This window comes from Lentzea kristufekii (assembly GCF_033949925.1).
GTDB classification, from domain to species: Bacteria; Actinomycetota; Actinomycetes; order Mycobacteriales; family Pseudonocardiaceae; genus Lentzea; species Lentzea kristufekii.
Genome location: NZ_JAXAVV010000016.1, coordinates 117685 through 132978 on the forward strand (window position 1 = coordinate 117685; position 15294 = coordinate 132978).

Sequence of the window (15294 nt, forward strand, 5' to 3'; positions counted from 1 at the left end):
CGCTTCTTCCACGATTCCCTTCGGGGCGCCCTGAGCGCGAGGAGGACGGAGCCGACGGCCCCAGGCGGCAGTCAGCGGGACCACTGGCGCACCCGCGATCGCCCAGCGACCGCGCCGTTGACGACGAACCCGCCGAGCCCCATGAGCAGCAGGCAGAGGCGGAGGTTGCAAGTGTTGCTTCGCGTGTGCGCCCTACTCCTGCTTCTTCGCCGTGGCCTGGGTGGGTTCACGAACCGGGAGCCAGGCGACGAGGAAGATGAACACGCCGTTCATGAGCAGGGCGACGAGCAACATCAGGCTGTGCCCCAGCCCCACCTTGTCGGGTTCGAGGTTGGGGACGAACCCCGTCCTGTCGACGACGATGTCCATCTCCGCGCCGGGGTTCCGAGCTGAGCGGGACGACGTCGGCGTGTAGTGCACCTGCCGGTCGCCGCACCGCAGTTCGTTGCTGTACGTCGTGGGGCCGCGTCGGCCGGGGTGTTCCTGGATGCTGATGACGTTGCAGTGCAAGTTCTCCCCGAACGCGGTGAGCCACAACGAATGACTGCCGACGTTCGAGGGGAAGACGGTGACGATGCCGATCACCATCGCGGGAAGACCGGCCCACCTCGACGGCCTGGGCCGGTAGCCCCCGACAGCGAGGACGTAAAAGATCAAGCAGGCGACCATGGCGAACGCCACGAGGATGAAGGCCTTGCCGACCGCCATGAACAGGAAGCTGCCCGCGATGATTCCCGAGGCGAGCAGGCCTGTGCGAACAAGTGCCCTCGGCTGGAGCTCGGGTCTGGTGCGGGTCACTCGTCCAACGACCCTTGCTGTCTCGGAAACGTTCGGCCCTGGTTCTCCAACTCGTCGTACTTCGCCCACTCACGGAGATGGTCTGCCGTCGCTTTGGCGACCCAGCCTCCGTCCTCGATGTTGGGCATCGAGTGCGGCGTCACCGTGCCGTCCGGGCGCGTGCGCGGTTTGTAGGGCGTGTAAGCCCCGACCGCGTCCTGGGAGTGCTCGGAAACCCTCTTGACGTGCTCCCTGTTGCTCCAGGGTTCCTCGTACTTGTTCTTCCAGACGTTGCCCGCGTCTCCGTAGCCGTCCTTGAACTCGCGACCGGCCTGCTTGAGCTTGTCGCCGGCGTCGCTGAGCGACGGGCGCGTGTTGCCCCAGTCCTCCAGCCGCTTGCCCGCATCCGCGAGGCCGTCTCCCCGTGTCGACGGGGTTCGCGGCGCATGCGGTGCGCTCGAGCCGCCGCTCTTGCCGAACCTGCCGAGGCGCTTGAGGGCGTCGCCCAGTTGTCCGAACAGGCCCTTCACTCGGCTCATGATCCGCATGACGAGCCTGACCAGCTTGGCCAGCTGTTGCGTGATCTTGCCGAGCACCACAGCACCACGCCCGACGGCCCATGCCGAGAACGCTGCGATCGAGCTGCCCAGCGACACCACCGACGACGCGAGCGCGATGACCGCGTTGCGGATGACTTCCCAGATGAACAGCGCGATGAGATCGCGGATCATGCCGCGGATCGCCGCCGTGATGGTGCCTGCGGTCGCGACCTCGGATGCGACGTAGGTGCTCATCTTCGACACCATCGCGATCTCGGCGGCCAGTTCGCCCTGGCTCTGCCGGAACCGCTCGGCCGCGGTGCCCTGCTCCCAGCACGGAAGCTCGCTCTTGACGGCCTTGTCCTGTTGCTCGCCGATGTTGTGGAGTTCGGCCGCGACCTGGTTCCACGTGGTGACAGCAGCCTTGATCTTGTCGCCGTTGCCGGCCAACCAGTCGAGCGGTTCGCGCAGGAAGCTGAGATGTTCGATCAGCCAGCCGATGCCGGCGGTGGCGAGCGCGCCCACTGGATCCATGATGGCGCCCAGCACGTCGAGGCCGAGCGCGGCCGCGTTCATGCCGAACTCGGCGACGTCTCCTTCTCCGAGGCGCATCGCCGAGTCGATGGTCTGAGCCAACGACTCGACAGGGCCTGCGCCCGCGTAGTTGTCGGTGTGCAAGGCTCCATCGCCGAAGCCGGTCCAGCTCATCGAGGACCTCCGAACCTGGTGCGGTTCGCGTCTTCATGGGATTCGTAGGTCTCTGCCGTGGCCACGGTGTCTTCGGAGGCTTTGCCGACAGCGGTGGCGAGCTCCCTGATCGCGGCGGTGGTGCCCTGCGCCCACTCCTGGGTGTTCGCGGCGAAGAAGGACAGCAACTGGCCGAACGTGTCGCCGCCCAGGTCGACCACGGCCGCTTTGTTTCCGATGGCGTCCAGTGCGTCTTCCCGCGTGCGCTGGCCCTTCGCGAACTTGAGGAGTTCGACCGGGTCGACTCCGAAGCCCGGGCCGGTCATCGGAGCACGCTCCCGAAGCCGTCGTCGTCATCATCCGCCGGCCGTTGCGGTCGTGGGGCCGGCTTCTGCGCGGGCTCGTTCCACGAGACCTCGCGCATGACCTGACCCTCCTCGGGCGGTGGCGGCGCTTCTTCTTCCACCGGCTGCGGGATGAAGCTGCGCAGGAAGTCCATCGCCTCGGTGCCACCGAACTCGGGCTCCACGATGGACGCGACCTGCTCGGCGGCCTGGATCTGGGCCTTCTGCACGGTCTGCATCACGAGCTGGCTCAGCTGCACGTGCGTCAGGCGCATCGCGACGGGCGAGAACTCGATGTGCTGCAACGCGCCGTTCGGTGCGACCTGGACCGTCACCGCCTCGTTGGGGGAGGTGACGGTGCTGCTGGCCTGCTGGATCTGCTCCTGCATCTGCTGGGAGCGTTGCTGGAGCTGCTGGGCCTTGGACTCGAGGTCCGCGATCATCTGCTCGGGGTTCATCGCTCGCTCGTCATCGCCAGCACCTGTCCGAGGTGTCGTGCCAGTCCCATGTTGTCGGCGGGGCTGATCGTGAACCAGCCTTTGCGGGTCTCGACGTTGGAGTAGCGGCCCTGGTTCGTGTCGATCCACGTGACCGGCGGGAAGTCCCGTTTGGTGCGGCCCTGTCCCATCTGCACGAGGAAGTGGCCGTTGCCGATGGCCGGGCCGGTCAGCATCTGCTTGGCGATGCGGACCTCGTCGCTCTCCGCCGTGCGGACCGACTGCCGGAAGCCTTCTTGTTGCTGCGGACGGCTTTCGAAGGCCTGCGCCGGCACGGTCACGAGCTTGCCCGGCCCCGGCCTGCCGTGCGGCATGGCGTTCGCGAGGCAGGTGGCGATCTCGTTGGGCTGCACCAGGCTCAGCCTGACGGCGGTGTCCTCCTGGACGACCAGCACCGCATAGCCGCCGCGCGCCACCACGCTGGCGCGAACGAGTTTCTGCTGGTTCATGTCCGGGATGCAGAGCGCGATCACGCGGAGTTCGGGGCGCGCCAACAGGTTCAGCGCGTCCTCGAGATCAGGCTCAGGCCTGCCGCGCCGAGCCAGGTTCCGGCGTTCGAGATCAGCGTGCACGGCGGCCTTGATGCGGGCGCGCTCGTCGAGCGTCTCACCGTGCTGGCTGATGTCGAAGGGGTACGGGATGCTCCCCGCCCGCAGGTCCTCCCAGAGGACCTCGAACGCGGGCAGGGAGAGCTGCGCGATCTGCTTCATCCGCCGATCACCGGCGGCGCGACCATGCGATCGTCGTCGAAGAACTCGTCGGTCGGGATCAGGTAGTTGGACTTGTGCTCCTTGTCCTCCTCGCCGCCCCCGGCACCGGCGCCACCCCCGGCACCCATGCCACCCGCACCGGCGGCGCCACCACGGCCCGCGGCACCAGCACCACCGGCGCCCGCAGCGCCGCCCGGACCACCCGCGACGCCGGCGCTGCCACCGGGAGTGGCGGGACCGAAGCTGCCCATGCCACGCCCGGCGCCCGCACCACCCATGCCGCCAGGCCCCATGCCGCCAGGGCCCATGCCGCGACCACCTGCGCCGCCACCGGAACCGCCGCCTCCGGGACCGCCGGGACGCATGCCCGGACCACCACCGGGAGGACGTCCTTGCAGACCGCCGCCGGGCGGCCGCACACCGGGAGGCAGCATGCCGGGCGGGGTGAACGGCGGCCGGTTCTGGCCGCCGGGGTTGTTCTGGTTGTTGTTGCCGGGCTGCAGCGACGGATCCTTGACCTGAGGCGCTGCCCACGCGGTGCTGGTCGTGCCGTTGTTGGAACCCGGCGGCATCGACGGCATGCCCGTGGTGCTGTTGTTGCCGAACTGCTGGTTGGTGTTGACGTTGCTCAGGCTGCTCGTGCTGGTGGTGCTGCTCGTCTGCGTGACGCCCTGGTCCTGCGTGACCTGCGGAGTGGTTTCCATGGCGGGCATGGACATCGCCGCCGACATCATCGTGTTGTCACGCGTCTGCATGACCTGCACGGCTTCGGCCTTCGCCTCCTGCTGTTCGTTGTGCTTGGAGAGCATCTCGAACGGTGCGCCGACCATGGCAGGCGGGAAGATGACCGAGGGGGCGGCGTACTTCTTCATGATGTCCAGCGGACTGAAGCTGACCGGTTCAGGCATGCTGCGGTTCGCCTGCACCGCCGCATCCCGTTGCTGCGCAATGGCACCGGAGGTGCGAACGAAGCCCTCGCCGGTGTTGTCCGCGAACGTCCCCACCTTGTTGAGCGCGGCCCGAACCCCCTCGGCGGCCTTGCCCGTCCACGCCGACTGCGAGCCGTTGACCAGAATGCTGAAGTCCGTGGCCAGTTCCTTGAAGCGCGTCCCCAGCGCTCCCCAGGCATCGATCACCTGGTTCGCGGCGCCGGGGTCGTACTTCTCGGTGACCAGCTTCTTCATCTCTTCGTGCGGCTGGCCGGGGTAGTTCGCGTTCGGATGTGGGACGGTGGGTTTGACGGGTGCCATGAGATTCCCCCTCGGGCAGCGCTACGGCAGTTTCGGTGCGATCAGCTCAGCGGCCTTCGAGGACCGTTCGCAGGCGGCAGCGGTGTCTTCTGAGGTAGCGGTGAGGTTTCCGATCACCACTACCGAGGACGACTCGCTCACACCGATCGCAAAGGTGCAGATGTTCTTGGCGCCGTCCTGCGCCTCGACCTTGGTCGCGTCGTACTTGCCGATCTTGGTCTGCGTGATCTTGTCGCCATCGAGGTTCAAGTCCTTGAGCCCGGACTTGGTGCGGATGCCGGCGCGAAGGCCTCCGTTGCCGCTGATGTTCCAGGCACAACCGTCAGAGGTTCCTACCTGCGACGCCTTGCCTGGGTAGGTGAGGCCCAGGCCTGAAACCTCGGCTTCGGTGAGCAGGTCGCACGGCTTGACTGCCTCCAGTCCCGCTGAGTCGGAACTGCTGGTGGGCGTGGCACCGCCACTCGTCGGAGCCGGATCGCCGCCGACTGTGTTGCCGGTGCATCCAGCAGTGAGGGCGGCCAAGCCGATCGTGGCGATGAGAATGCGCTTCATCATTTCCCGTCGAGTTTCTTGATCGAGTCGGCAGAGCCCTGGTCGGCTGCTGTGTAGGAGGCGCGGCTCTTCTCGATCTGCGTCTTCAGATCGTCAATTGCCTTGGCCAGATCCTTGAGCGTCTGCTGTGCGGCTCGACCGAAGGTCCTGTTGTTCTGGCTGATCTGCTCGGCGTATCCGCCACCGAGTTTGGTGTCGATGCTGAGGTCCGCAGCGTTCTGCTGGACCTCGTCGATCGCGTCCTTCATCTCGGTCAACTTCTTGATCATCGCGTCGACCAGGTGCGGGTCAACGGACAGTTGCTGGGTCTCCACGGCTACCGCGATGGCCTTGCCGGCGTTCATGACGGCGCTCAGGCCGCTGCCGAAGATGCCGTCCCAAGTGCCCCCAGAGGCCCTGTCGGCAAAGCCGCCGACCTTGCCGCTTGTCACCACTTCTTCAGACACAGAAGCTCGACCCTCCCCGATTGCGCTCTGTGGTCGACCCATGACCTTACAGTTGTGCGGCCGTTTGGGGGATGCGTTGAACTACTCAGCCTGTTCGGGCGGAAACTTCACCTGGTCAGAGAGGACGTGGACGCGTGAAGTGAGAACCGAAGCGCAGGTTCATGACCGCTGTTCGGGTCTCGGAGAGCGTCCGGTCCGGCCCGCGTCCGAGTGGGATAGGGCGGGCCTTGCGTCACCAGGTCGGGGAGGCTGGCTAGGCTCACCGAGGTGAGCACGGTCTACGACTGCAGCGAACCGGGCAATCGCGCGGCAGGGCTTGCCGCCGCCGCCGGTGCGGTGCGGAGCGGGCGCCTTGTCGTCCTGCCCACCGACACCGTCTACGGGATCGGCTGCGACGCGTTCGACGCGGAAGCCGTCCGGAGTCTTCTCGACGCCAAGGGGCGCGGGCCTGACATGCCCGTGCCCGTGCTGGTCGGGTCCTGGACCACCATCGACGGGCTGGTTCTCAGCGTGCCGAGGCAGGCGCGGGCCCTCATCGAGGCGTTCTGGCCCGGTGGGTTGAGCATCGTGCTGCCCCACGCGCCGAGCTTGGCCTGGGATCTGGGGCAGACGCGCGGCACGGTCATGCTGCGCATGCCGTTGCACCCCGTTGCGCTGGAGTTGTTGCGTGACGTCGGTCCGATGGCCGTGTCCAGCGCCAACAAGACCGGGCACGCGCCGGCGTCCAGTGCGCAGGAGGCTCGTGACCAGCTCGGTGACGCGGTGCCCGTGTACCTCGACGGTGGACTTAGTGGCGAGAACATCGCCTCTACCATCGTCGACCTCACCGGGCCTGACGCGCTGATCCTGCGCGAGGGTGCGGTCACCAAGGAAGACGTCAACGAGGTGCTCGGTATCGAGGTCGAGGTCGCGCGGTAGCCGGCGGCTGCCAGAATTGATCATGGTCGCCGCGGGTACCGTGGCGAGCACCCCGAACACCCCCGATTGATTGGTAGGCCCGTGGGGCCCGCATCCTCGTTCATCCTTCCCGTGCGCGAGTACCTGCTCGTCGCGTTGATCGCTGCCGTCGTGACGTTCCTGCTCGTGGGCCTGGTGCGCGCGATGGCGTTCCGGCTCGGGGCGGTGGCCTACCCGCGGCAACGGGACGTGCACGTGCAGCCGATGCCGCGCATGGGTGGTGTCGCCATCTACGGCGGTGTGCTGGCCGGCATGTTCGTGGCGCACCAGTTGCCGGTGCTGCGGGCCGCGTTCGACTTCTCCAACGACCCGTGGGGCGTCATCGTCGCGGGCGGCGTCATCGTGCTCGTGGGTGCGATCGACGACAGGTTCGAGCTCGACTCGCTCACCAAGCTCGCCGGCCAGGTCACGGCCGCGGGCATCCTCGTGCTGTTCGGTCTGCAGTGGATGATCGCGTGGGTGCCGTGGGACGGTGGCGCGACCATCTCCCTCGACCAGAACCAGGGCGCGCTGCTGACCGTGCTGCTCGCAGTCACCATGATCAACGCGATGAACTTCGTCGACGGACTCGACGGACTCGCCGCCGGCATCGGCCTCATCGCCGCCGCGGCGACGGCCGCGTTCTCGATCGGTCTGCTGGTCGAACGCCAGGGCGCCGTCGAGGCCTACCCGCCGGCCCTGATCGCCGCCGTCCTGGCGGGTGCGTGCCTGGGCTTCCTGCCGCACAACTTCAACCCCGCGCGCATCTTCATGGGCGACTCGGGCTCGATGCTCATCGGCCTCATGCTCGCCGCCGCCACCACCAGCGCGTCGGGCAAGATCAACCAGGCCACCGGCAGCGCGGCCGACCTGCTCGGTCTGCTCTCGCCGCTGATCGTGGTCGCCGCGGTGCTGTTCGTGCCGCTGCTCGACCTGCTGATGGCGATCATCCGCCGCACACGACGCGGCGAGAGCCCGTTCTCCCCGGACAAGATGCACCTGCACCACCGGCTGCTGGAGATCGGGCACTCGCAGCGCCGCGCTGTGCTGCTCATCTACTTGTGGGCCGGCGTTCTCGCCTTCGGCGCCGTGGCACTCACGCTGTTCGACCCGATCATCGTGGCCACGTGCTTCGTCATCGGGCTGATCGTGACGTTCGTGGTCTCGGTGATCCCTCGGCTCAGGGACGCTCGCAGCAAGTCCTGAAGTTCGCCGGAAATTGGTGCGCCATCTTGTTTGGGGCCGCTTAACCGTCGTTAACGAGGGGCTGCCCGCAGCGTCTCACAAGCGAGTTCCTAGACTTCGGGACATGAGCGACGCGGACAAGGCTGTCACGCACGAGCTGACCGTCCAGCGACTCGCCGGGGAAATGTTCCGCGAGGCCGCGTGGGCCGCGCTCGGCACGTTTGTCCTCGGCGTCGTCGTGTCAACTGTGATCTGGGGGACCGCTGGTCTCTTCGGGTCATTGATCGGTGGTGCGATCGCCATCGGTTCGAGCCTTGCCACGTTGTTGTTGATGCGCAAGACGGCGGCGCTCGATCCGATGTTCGTGATGGTCGCCGCACTCGGCGGATTCATGGGCAAGCTGCTCGTGTTGCTGCTCGCGGTGATCCTGTTGCGCAACCAGTCGTGGCTCGAACCCAAGGCACTGGGAATCACCCTGGTGGCGACAGTGCTCGTCACGTCGTTCCTGGAGGCCAGAGCCTCCAAGCGCAGCCGTAGCCAGATGGTCGTGCCCGCCTCCGAAGGCGCCTAGACCTGCTGATATGGTCCGCGCAGACCAGGGACACCCGATAGCAGGGGTGCCTCTGGTAGTCGCTTGCGAACCGTAAGGTACGTTAAGTCCAGATCGTGACGATTCCCCCGGCGGAGTGAACGCCGGCCGGGAGAACCGGAAGGAACACAGTGACCAAGTTGCTGGCTTCGGGGGGCGAGTTCGTCGCTCCCGGTGTGAAGGACTTCTTCCTCCCGCCGATCTTCGGCTCGGTCACGAAGCCGATGGTCCTGCTGGTGCTGTCGATCGTGATCATCGCCGTCTTCTTCATTGCGGCGACCCGCAACCTCAAGGTCGTTCCCGGCAAGTTCCAGTTCGCCGCCGAGTCGCTTTACGACTTCGGGCGCAACAACATTGCCAGGGAGCAGATCGGTGCGAAGGACTTCAAGCCCTTCATCCCGCTGATCCTCACGATCTTCACCTTCATCCTGGTGAACAACCTGTTCGGGCTCATCCCGATCGTCCAGTTCCCCACGATGTCCCACATCGGCTTCCCGCTCGCCGTTTCGTTGCTCGTTGTTTACCCGGTGTACCACTTCGTCGGGTTCAAGCGGCACGGCTTCGTGGGCTACTTGAAGCACCAGACGGTTCCGCCGGGCGCGCCGTGGTTCGTGCTCCCGCTGCTGATCCCGATCGAGTTCTTCCAGAAGTTCATCCTGAACCCGCTCACGCTGGCGATCCGAGTCTTCGCCGCTATGTTCGCGGGTCACCTCCTGCTGCTGGTGTTCACCCTGGCCGGTGAGTTCCTGCTGCTCAATGGCGGACTGACCGTCATCGTGGCGCCGGTGTCCTTCGCCTTCGCCATCGCGCTGACCTTCCTGGAGGCACTGATCATGTGCCTGCAGGCCTACATCTTCGCGCTGCTGTCTGCCAGCTACATCGGCATGGCGCTGGCAGAAGAGCACTGAGTAACAGCACACAGCCTCCGATCCGCGAACACTCGCGGGCCGAGTTGGAAAGGGAACAGCAACAGTGAGCGCTCTCCAGATCGCCCAGGCCTTCGACGGAAACATCAACCCGGGTCTTGCGGCCATCGGTTACGGCCTCGCCGCGATCGGCCCCGGCATCGGTGTGGGTCTGATCTTCTCCTCGGTCATCAGCGGCACCGCCCGCCAGCCCGAGGCCCGCGGCGTGCTGCTCGGCCTCGCGTGGACCACCTTCGCCATCGTCGAGGTCCTCGCGCTGATCGGCTTCGTCGTTTACTTCATCGCGACTGCCTGACCGAATCCAGATCGCGTTAGGAGAAACCGTGATGGACACCCTCATCCTGGCGGCGGAGGGGCCGGTCAACCCGGTCCTCCCGCACACCTCGGAGATCATCCTCGGTCTCGTCGCGTTCCTGCTCCTCCTCTTCGTCATCAAGAAGTTCGTCTCACCGCGCTTCGAGGCGTTGTACGAGGAGCGGACGGCCAAGATCGAGGGTGGCATCGAGAAGGCTGAGCAGGCTCAGGCCGAAGCCCAGCGTGCTCTCGAGCAGTACAAGGAGCAGCTGGCCGAGGCTCGCGCCGAGGCCGCGCGCATCCGCGACGACGCTCGGGCCGAGGGCCTGCAGATCGTCGAGGAGATGCGTGAGCAGGCGCAGGCCGAGTCCGCGCGCATCGTCGCGCAGGGCCAGCACCAGCTGGACGCTCAGCGCGCCCAGATCGTCGCGGAGCTGCGTGCCGACCTCGGCCGCACCGCTGTCGAACTGGCGAGCAAGGTCGTGGGCGAGTCCCTCGAGGACGACTCCCGCCGCCGTGGCACCGTCGACCGCTTCCTCAACGAGCTGGACGCCGTCGCGGCGCCCGCGAGCAAGTAGAGGCTGCCGATGACGTTGCATGCCGCAAGTCGTGAAGCTCTGGCAGCCGCGGAACTGCGGCTGCTGGAGCTGGCCGACGCCACCACGTCGACGGACGACCTCGCCAAGCTCGGCGAGGAGCTCTTCGCCGTGCTCGACCTGCTGGTCGGTCAGCGCTCGCTGCGCGGCGCGCTCGCCGACGCCTCGTCCGAGGCGGCCGGTCGTGAGCAGCTGGCTCGCGGCCTGTTCGCGGGCAAGGTGAGCGACGCGACCCTGCAGATCCTGGTCGCCGTCGTGACCTCGCGCTGGTCCAGCCCGCGCGAGCTCGTGGACGGTGTCGAGTCGCTCGCCCGCACCACGCTGCTGGTGCGTGCCGAGCGCGACGGCCAGCTGGACTCGACCGAGGACGAGCTGTTCCGGCTCGGCCGCATCGTGGCTGGTTCGAACGAGCTCGAGCTGCTGCTGGCGGACCCCGCCGGTGACGCAGCCGGCAAGGTCGCGCTGGTCGACTCCCTGATCGAGGGGAAGGTCAGCCCGGTCACCAAGACGCTGGTGGACCAGCTGGTTCGCAACCCGCGCGGAGTGCGTGTGGCGGACGGGCTCTCCGAGCTCGCCGACCTGGCGGCCAAGCGCCGTCAGCGTTCCGTCGCGCACGTCCGGTCCGCCGTGGCGCTGACCGCGGAGCAGGTCGACCGCTTGACCGCGACGCTGACCACGATCTACTCGCGCCCGATCGCGCTGCACGTGGAGGTCGACCCCTCACTGGGCGGCGGCCTCTCGATCAAGATCGGCGACGAGATCATCGACGGAAGCATCGCCGGCCGGTTGGCGGCACTGCGCCGCAATCTCGCCAGCTAGCCCCCGAGCCCTTTCCCAAGAACGAAGAAGTGAGAGCAGGAACGACATGGCGGAGCTGACGATCTCGTCGGACGAGATCCGCAGTGCGATCGAGAAGTACGTCTCGAGCTACTCCCCGGAGGTCAGCCGGGAAGAGGTCGGTACCGTCTCCGAGACCTACGACGGCATCGCCATCGTCGAGGGCCTTCCGGGCACGATGACCAACGAGCTGCTCGAGTTCCCCGGTGGCGTCCTCGGCGTCGCCCTGAACCTCGAGGTCCGCAACATCGGTGCGGTCATCCTCGGTGACTTCGACAAGATCGAAGAGGGCCAGGAAGTCCGCCGGACGGGCAAGGTCCTGTCCGTGCCGGTCGGCGACGGCTTCCTCGGTCGTGTCGTCAACCCGCTGGGCACGCCGATCGACGGCCTCGGTGACATCGTCGCCGACGACACCCGCGCCCTGGAGCTGCAGGCGGCGTCCGTGCTGCAGCGTCAGCCGGTGTCCGAGCCGATGCAGACCGGCATCAAGGCCATCGACGCGATGACCCCGATCGGTCGCGGTCAGCGTCAGCTGATCATCGGTGACCGCAAGACCGGCAAGACCGCGGTCTGCATCGACACGATCATCAACCAGAAGAAGGCCTGGGAGTCGGGCGACCCGAAGCAGCAGGTCCGCTGCGTCTACGTCGCCATCGGCCAGAAGGGCTCCACCATCGCGGGCGTCAAGGCCGCGCTGGAGGAGGCGGGCGCACTCGAGTACACGACGATCGTCGCCGCCCCCGCTTCTGACTCCGCCGGCTTCAAGTGGCTGGCGCCGTACACCGGCTCCGCCATCGGCCAGCACTGGATGTACCAGGGCAAGCACGTCCTGATCATCTTCGACGACCTGACCAAGCAGGCCGAGGCGTACCGCGCGATCTCGCTGCTGCTGCGCCGCCCGCCGGGCCGCGAGGCCTACCCCGGCGACGTCTTCTACTTGCACTCGCGTCTCCTCGAGCGTTGCGCGAAGCTCTCGGACGAGCTCGGCGGCGGTTCGATGACGGGTCTCCCGATCATCGAGACCAAGGCGAACGACGTGTCGGCGTACATCCCGACCAACGTCATCTCGATCACCGACGGTCAGTGCTTCCTCGAGTCCGACCTGTTCAACGCCGGTGTCCGCCCGGCCGTCAACGTGGGTATCTCCGTTTCCCGCGTTGGTGGTGCCGCGCAGATCAAGGCGATGAAGGACGTCGCGGGCTCGCTGCGTCTCGACCTGTCGCAGTTCCGCGAGCTGGAGGCCTTCTCCGCGTTCGCGTCCGACCTCGACGCCGCGTCGCGCGCCCAGCTGGACCGCGGTGCCCGTCTGGTCGAGCTGCTCAAGCAGGGCCAGTACTCCCCGGTGCCCGTCGAGGAGCAGGTCGTCGAGATCTTCGCCGCGACCAAGGGTCACCTGGACGACGTCCCCGTCGCCGACATCCGCCGGTTCGTCGCGGACTTCAAGGACTCGCTGCGCCGCAACCACGCGGACGTGCTGAGCAGCATCGTCGAGACCAAGAAGTTCCCCGAGGACTCGCAGAAGCGCGTTGCCGCCGCCGTGGCCGAGTTCAAGAAGCAGTTCACCGCTTCGGACGGCACGACGATCGTCAACGAGGCGCCCGAGAAGGCGATGGACGCCGACAAGGTCGCCCAGGAATCGGTGAAGCTCCACAAGCCCGAGCCCACCAAGAAGTGATCTGAGCCATGGGCGCACAGATTCGGGAGCTCCGCCAGCGGATCCGAACGGTCAACTCGACCAAGAAGATCACGAAGGCGTACGAGCTCATCGCCACGTCTCGCCTCGCCAAGGCGCAGACCAGGGTCGCGGCCTCGCGCCCCTACGCGGACGAGATCACGAACGTGCTCTCCGCGTTGGCCGAGGCCTCGGCGAACCTCGACCACCCGCTGCTGTCGGAACGGGAGAACCCCAAGCGTGCCGCCGTCCTGGTCGTGACCAGTGACAAGGGCATGTGCGGTGGTTACAACGCGAACGTGCTCAAGGCCGCTGAGCAGCTGATCCAGCTGCTCAAGTCCGAGGGCAAGGAGCCGGTGCTGTACGTGACCGGCCGCAAGGCGATCGGGTACTACAACTTCCGCCGTCGCGAGGTCACCGCGTCGTGGAGCGGGTTCTCCCAGACCCCGCACTACGTCAACGCCGTCGAGGCCGGTGACGCGCTGGTGGAGGCGTTCCTGGAGGGCACGGAGAACGGTGCGCAGGGCGTGGACGAGATCCACGTCGTGTACACCGAGTTCAAGTCCATGCTGAGCCAGACGCCGACCGCCAGGCGGATCGCGCCGATGGACGTCGAGTACACCGGTGAGACCCCCAAGGGCCCGCGCGCGGTGTACGACTTCGAGCCCAGTGCGGAAGCGCTGCTCGGAGCGATGCTGCCCAAGTACGTGAAGACGCGGCTGTTCTCGGCCATGCTGGAGGCGGCGGCTTCGGAGTCGGCGGCTCGTCGTACGGCCATGAAGGCGGCGACGGACAACGCGACGGAGCTCGTGCGCAACCTCAGCCGGGCGGCGAACTCGGCCCGTCAGGCCCAGATCACCCAGGAGATCAGCGAGATCGTCGGTGGCGCCTCCGCGCTTACCGGTGGCGCAGGAAGTGATGACTGACATGAGTGCTACTGCCACCACCACCCGCACCGGCCGTGTGGTCCGGGTGATCGGTGCGGTCGTCGACGTGGAGTTCCCGCGCGGCGCCGTGCCAGAGCTGTTCAACGCCTGCCACGCCGAGATCACCTTCGAGGCCGTCGCCAAGACGCTGACCCTCGAGGTCGCTCAGCACCTCGGCGACAACCTGGTCCGCACCATCTCGATGCAGCCGACCGACGGTCTGGTGCGCGGTGCGACCGTGACCGACACCGGCAAGGCCATCTCGGTCCCCGTCGGCGACGTCGTCAAGGGCCACGTCTTCAACGCCCTCGGTGACTGCCTCGACGTGCCCGGCCTCGGCCGGGACGGCGAGCAGTGGGGCATCCACCGCAAGGCGCCCGCCTTCGACCAGCTCGAGGGCAAGACCGAGATCCTCGAGACCGGCATCAAGGTCATCGACCTGCTCACCCCGTACGTCAAGGGTGGCAAGATCGGCCTGTTCGGCGGCGCGGGTGTCGGCAAGACCGTGCTCATCCAGGAGATGATCACGCGTATCGCGCGTGAGTTCTCCGGTACGTCGGTGTTCGCCGGCGTCGGTGAGCGCACCCGTGAGGGCACCGACCTCCTCCTCGAGATGGAGGAGATGGGCGTTCTCAGCGACACCGCCCTGGTCTTCGGTCAGATGGACGAGCCGCCCGGCACGCGTATGCGCGTCGCGCTGTCCGCTCTCACGATGGCGGAGTACTTCCGCGACGTGCAGAACCAGGACGTGCTGCTCTTCATCGACAACATCTTCCGGTTCACCCAGGCCGGTTCCGAGGTGTCGACCCTGCTGGGCCGCATGCCTTCGGCCGTGGGTTACCAGCCGACGCTGGCGGACGAGATGGGTGAGCTCCAGGAGCGCATCACCTCGACGCGCGGTAGGTCGATCACCTCGCTGCAGGCCATCTACGTGCCCGCGGACGACTACACCGACCCCGCCCCGGCGACGACCTTCGCCCACCTGGACGCGACGACGGAGCTTTCCCGTCCGATCTCCCAGAAGGGCATCTACCCGGCCGTCGACCCGCTGTCGTCGTCGTCTCGAATCCTCGAGCCGTCGATCGTCGGCGAGGAGCACTACCGGGTCGCCCAGGAGGTGAAGCGAATCCTGCAGAAGTACAAGGAGCTGCAGGACATCATCGCCATCCTCGGTATGGACGAGCTCTCCGAGGAGGACAAGGTCCTCGTCGGTCGCGCGCGTCGTCTCGAGCGCTTCCTCGGCCAGAACTTCATCGTGGCCGAGAAGTTCACCGGTCAGCCCGGCTCCTTCGTGCCCATCAAGGACACGATCGAGGCGTTCGACCGCGTGTGCAAGGGCGAGTTCGACCACTACCCGGAGCAGGCGTTCTTCTCCTGCGGCGGGTTGGACGACGTCGAGGCCAACGCCAAGAAGCTGGCCGGCAACTGATTCGTAGCTGGTGACAGGGCCGGAACCCGGATGGGTTCCGGCCCTGCGGCGTTAAATGCCTGCGTTTGTCGGTGTCACCTGCGATCCTTGACCTGAACTTTG

18 protein-coding genes are annotated in these 15294 nt (G+C 66.9%); 10 read left to right on the forward strand and 8 right to left on the reverse strand.

The features are described from left to right. Nucleotides 1-192 precede the first annotated feature (192 nt). The 8 genes from SK571_RS29735 to SK571_RS29770 are packed head-to-tail and all read right to left on the reverse strand — an operon-like array spanning nt 193 to nt 5802. Entirely contained in the window at nt 193-798 is a 606-nt protein-coding gene (locus SK571_RS29735; protein ID WP_319987387.1) for a hypothetical protein, read from the reverse strand. After that, nucleotides 795-2024, reverse strand: coding sequence for a hypothetical protein (locus tag SK571_RS29740; RefSeq protein ID WP_319987388.1), 1230 nt, complete (start codon nt 2022-2024; stop codon nt 795-797). Before SK571_RS29740 ends, SK571_RS29735 begins: the two co-directional genes overlap by 4 nt. Further along, on the reverse strand, nt 2021-2329 hold the full coding sequence (locus SK571_RS29745; protein ID WP_319987389.1) for a hypothetical protein: 309 nt from the start codon (nt 2327-2329) through the stop codon (nt 2021-2023). Before SK571_RS29745 ends, SK571_RS29740 begins: the two co-directional genes overlap by 4 nt. Next, nucleotides 2326-2805, reverse strand: a complete 480-nt coding sequence (locus SK571_RS29750; protein ID WP_319987390.1) for a YbaB/EbfC family nucleoid-associated protein — start codon at nt 2803-2805, stop codon at nt 2326-2328. The genes SK571_RS29745 and SK571_RS29750 overlap by 4 nt, the downstream gene beginning before the upstream one ends. Beyond that, entirely contained in the window at nt 2802-3554 is a 753-nt protein-coding gene (locus tag SK571_RS29755; RefSeq protein ID WP_319987391.1) for an ESX secretion-associated protein EspG, read from the reverse strand. The genes SK571_RS29750 and SK571_RS29755 overlap by 4 nt, the downstream gene beginning before the upstream one ends. Beyond that, nucleotides 3551-4804: a hypothetical protein gene (locus SK571_RS29760; protein WP_319987392.1), complete on the reverse strand. Its 1254-nt coding sequence runs from the start codon at nt 4802-4804 to the stop codon at nt 3551-3553. The genes SK571_RS29755 and SK571_RS29760 overlap by 4 nt, the downstream gene beginning before the upstream one ends. A 21-nt stretch (nt 4805-4825) precedes the next feature. Next, nucleotides 4826-5326, reverse strand: coding sequence for a DUF3558 domain-containing protein (locus SK571_RS29765; RefSeq protein WP_319987393.1), 501 nt, complete (start codon nt 5324-5326; stop codon nt 4826-4828). Nucleotides 5327-5355: 29 nt separating this feature from the next. Then, entirely contained in the window at nt 5356-5802 is a 447-nt protein-coding gene (locus SK571_RS29770) for a type VII secretion target (RefSeq protein ID WP_319987394.1), read from the reverse strand. A 267-nt stretch (nt 5803-6069) separates the two neighbouring features. Between SK571_RS29770 and SK571_RS29775 the strand changes: the two genes are divergently transcribed. From SK571_RS29775 to atpD, 10 genes are all read left to right on the forward strand, one after another. Further along, nucleotides 6070-6720 carry an L-threonylcarbamoyladenylate synthase gene (locus SK571_RS29775; protein ID WP_319987395.1) on the forward strand — a complete coding sequence of 217 codons (651 nt, stop codon included), beginning with the start codon at nt 6070-6072 and terminating at the stop codon, nt 6718-6720. An 81-nt stretch (nt 6721-6801) separates the two neighbouring features. Further along, nucleotides 6802-7944, forward strand: a complete 1143-nt coding sequence (locus SK571_RS29780) for a glycosyltransferase family 4 protein (protein ID WP_266038120.1) — start codon at nt 6802-6804, stop codon at nt 7942-7944. 103 nt (nt 7945-8047) lie between these two features. Continuing rightward, nucleotides 8048-8494 carry a hypothetical protein gene (locus SK571_RS29785; protein ID WP_319987396.1) on the forward strand — a complete coding sequence of 149 codons (447 nt, stop codon included), beginning with the start codon at nt 8048-8050 and terminating at the stop codon, nt 8492-8494. Between the two features lie 149 nt (nt 8495-8643). Next, on the forward strand, nt 8644-9420 hold the full coding sequence (gene atpB, locus SK571_RS29790) for a F0F1 ATP synthase subunit A (RefSeq protein WP_319987397.1): 777 nt from the start codon (nt 8644-8646) through the stop codon (nt 9418-9420). 64 nt (nt 9421-9484) lie between these two features. Beyond that, on the forward strand, nt 9485-9733 hold the full coding sequence (locus SK571_RS29795) for an ATP synthase subunit c family protein (RefSeq protein ID WP_319987398.1): 249 nt from the start codon (nt 9485-9487) through the stop codon (nt 9731-9733). Nucleotides 9734-9764: 31 nt separating this feature from the next. Further along, entirely contained in the window at nt 9765-10310 is a 546-nt protein-coding gene (locus SK571_RS29800; RefSeq protein WP_266038117.1) for a F0F1 ATP synthase subunit B, read from the forward strand. A gap of 3 nt (nt 10311-10313) precedes the next feature. Beyond that, a complete protein-coding gene (locus SK571_RS29805) occupies nt 10314-11147 on the forward strand; it encodes a F0F1 ATP synthase subunit delta (protein WP_319987470.1) in 834 nt (277 codons plus the stop codon). Between the two features lie 46 nt (nt 11148-11193). Then, nucleotides 11194-12840, forward strand: coding sequence for a F0F1 ATP synthase subunit alpha (atpA, locus tag SK571_RS29810; protein WP_090066619.1), 1647 nt, complete (start codon nt 11194-11196; stop codon nt 12838-12840). Between the two features lie 8 nt (nt 12841-12848). After that, a complete protein-coding gene (locus SK571_RS29815; protein ID WP_319987399.1) occupies nt 12849-13763 on the forward strand; it encodes a F0F1 ATP synthase subunit gamma in 915 nt (304 codons plus the stop codon). Further along, nucleotides 13756-15192, forward strand: coding sequence for a F0F1 ATP synthase subunit beta (gene atpD, locus SK571_RS29820; protein ID WP_090066617.1), 1437 nt, complete (start codon nt 13756-13758; stop codon nt 15190-15192). Before SK571_RS29815 ends, atpD begins: the two co-directional genes overlap by 8 nt. Nucleotides 15193-15294: the final 102 nt, after the last annotated feature.

Bases quoted from the DNA above. Each gene is read 5' to 3' on its own strand.
- SK571_RS29740 (WP_319987388.1), bottom strand. From the start codon at position 2,024: ATGAGCTGGACCGGCTTCGGCGATGGAGCCTTGCACACCGACAACTAC.
- SK571_RS29745 (WP_319987389.1), bottom strand. From the start codon at position 2,329: ATGACCGGCCCGGGCTTCGGAGTCGACCCGGTCGAACTCCTCAAGTTC.
- SK571_RS29750 (WP_319987390.1), bottom strand. From the start codon at position 2,805: ATGAACCCCGAGCAGATGATCGCGGACCTCGAGTCCAAGGCCCAGCAG.
- SK571_RS29755 (WP_319987391.1), bottom strand. From the start codon at position 3,554: ATGAAGCAGATCGCGCAGCTCTCCCTGCCCGCGTTCGAGGTCCTCTGG.
- SK571_RS29760 (WP_319987392.1), bottom strand. From the start codon at position 4,804: ATGGCACCCGTCAAACCCACCGTCCCACATCCGAACGCGAACTACCCC.
- SK571_RS29785 (WP_319987396.1), top strand. From the start codon at position 8,048: ATGAGCGACGCGGACAAGGCTGTCACGCACGAGCTGACCGTCCAGCGA.
- SK571_RS29800 (WP_266038117.1), top strand. From the start codon at position 9,765: ATGGACACCCTCATCCTGGCGGCGGAGGGGCCGGTCAACCCGGTCCTC.
- atpA (WP_090066619.1), top strand. From the start codon at position 11,194: ATGGCGGAGCTGACGATCTCGTCGGACGAGATCCGCAGTGCGATCGAG.
- SK571_RS29815 (WP_319987399.1), top strand. From the start codon at position 12,849: ATGGGCGCACAGATTCGGGAGCTCCGCCAGCGGATCCGAACGGTCAAC.
- atpD (WP_090066617.1), top strand. From the start codon at position 13,756: ATGACTGACATGAGTGCTACTGCCACCACCACCCGCACCGGCCGTGTG.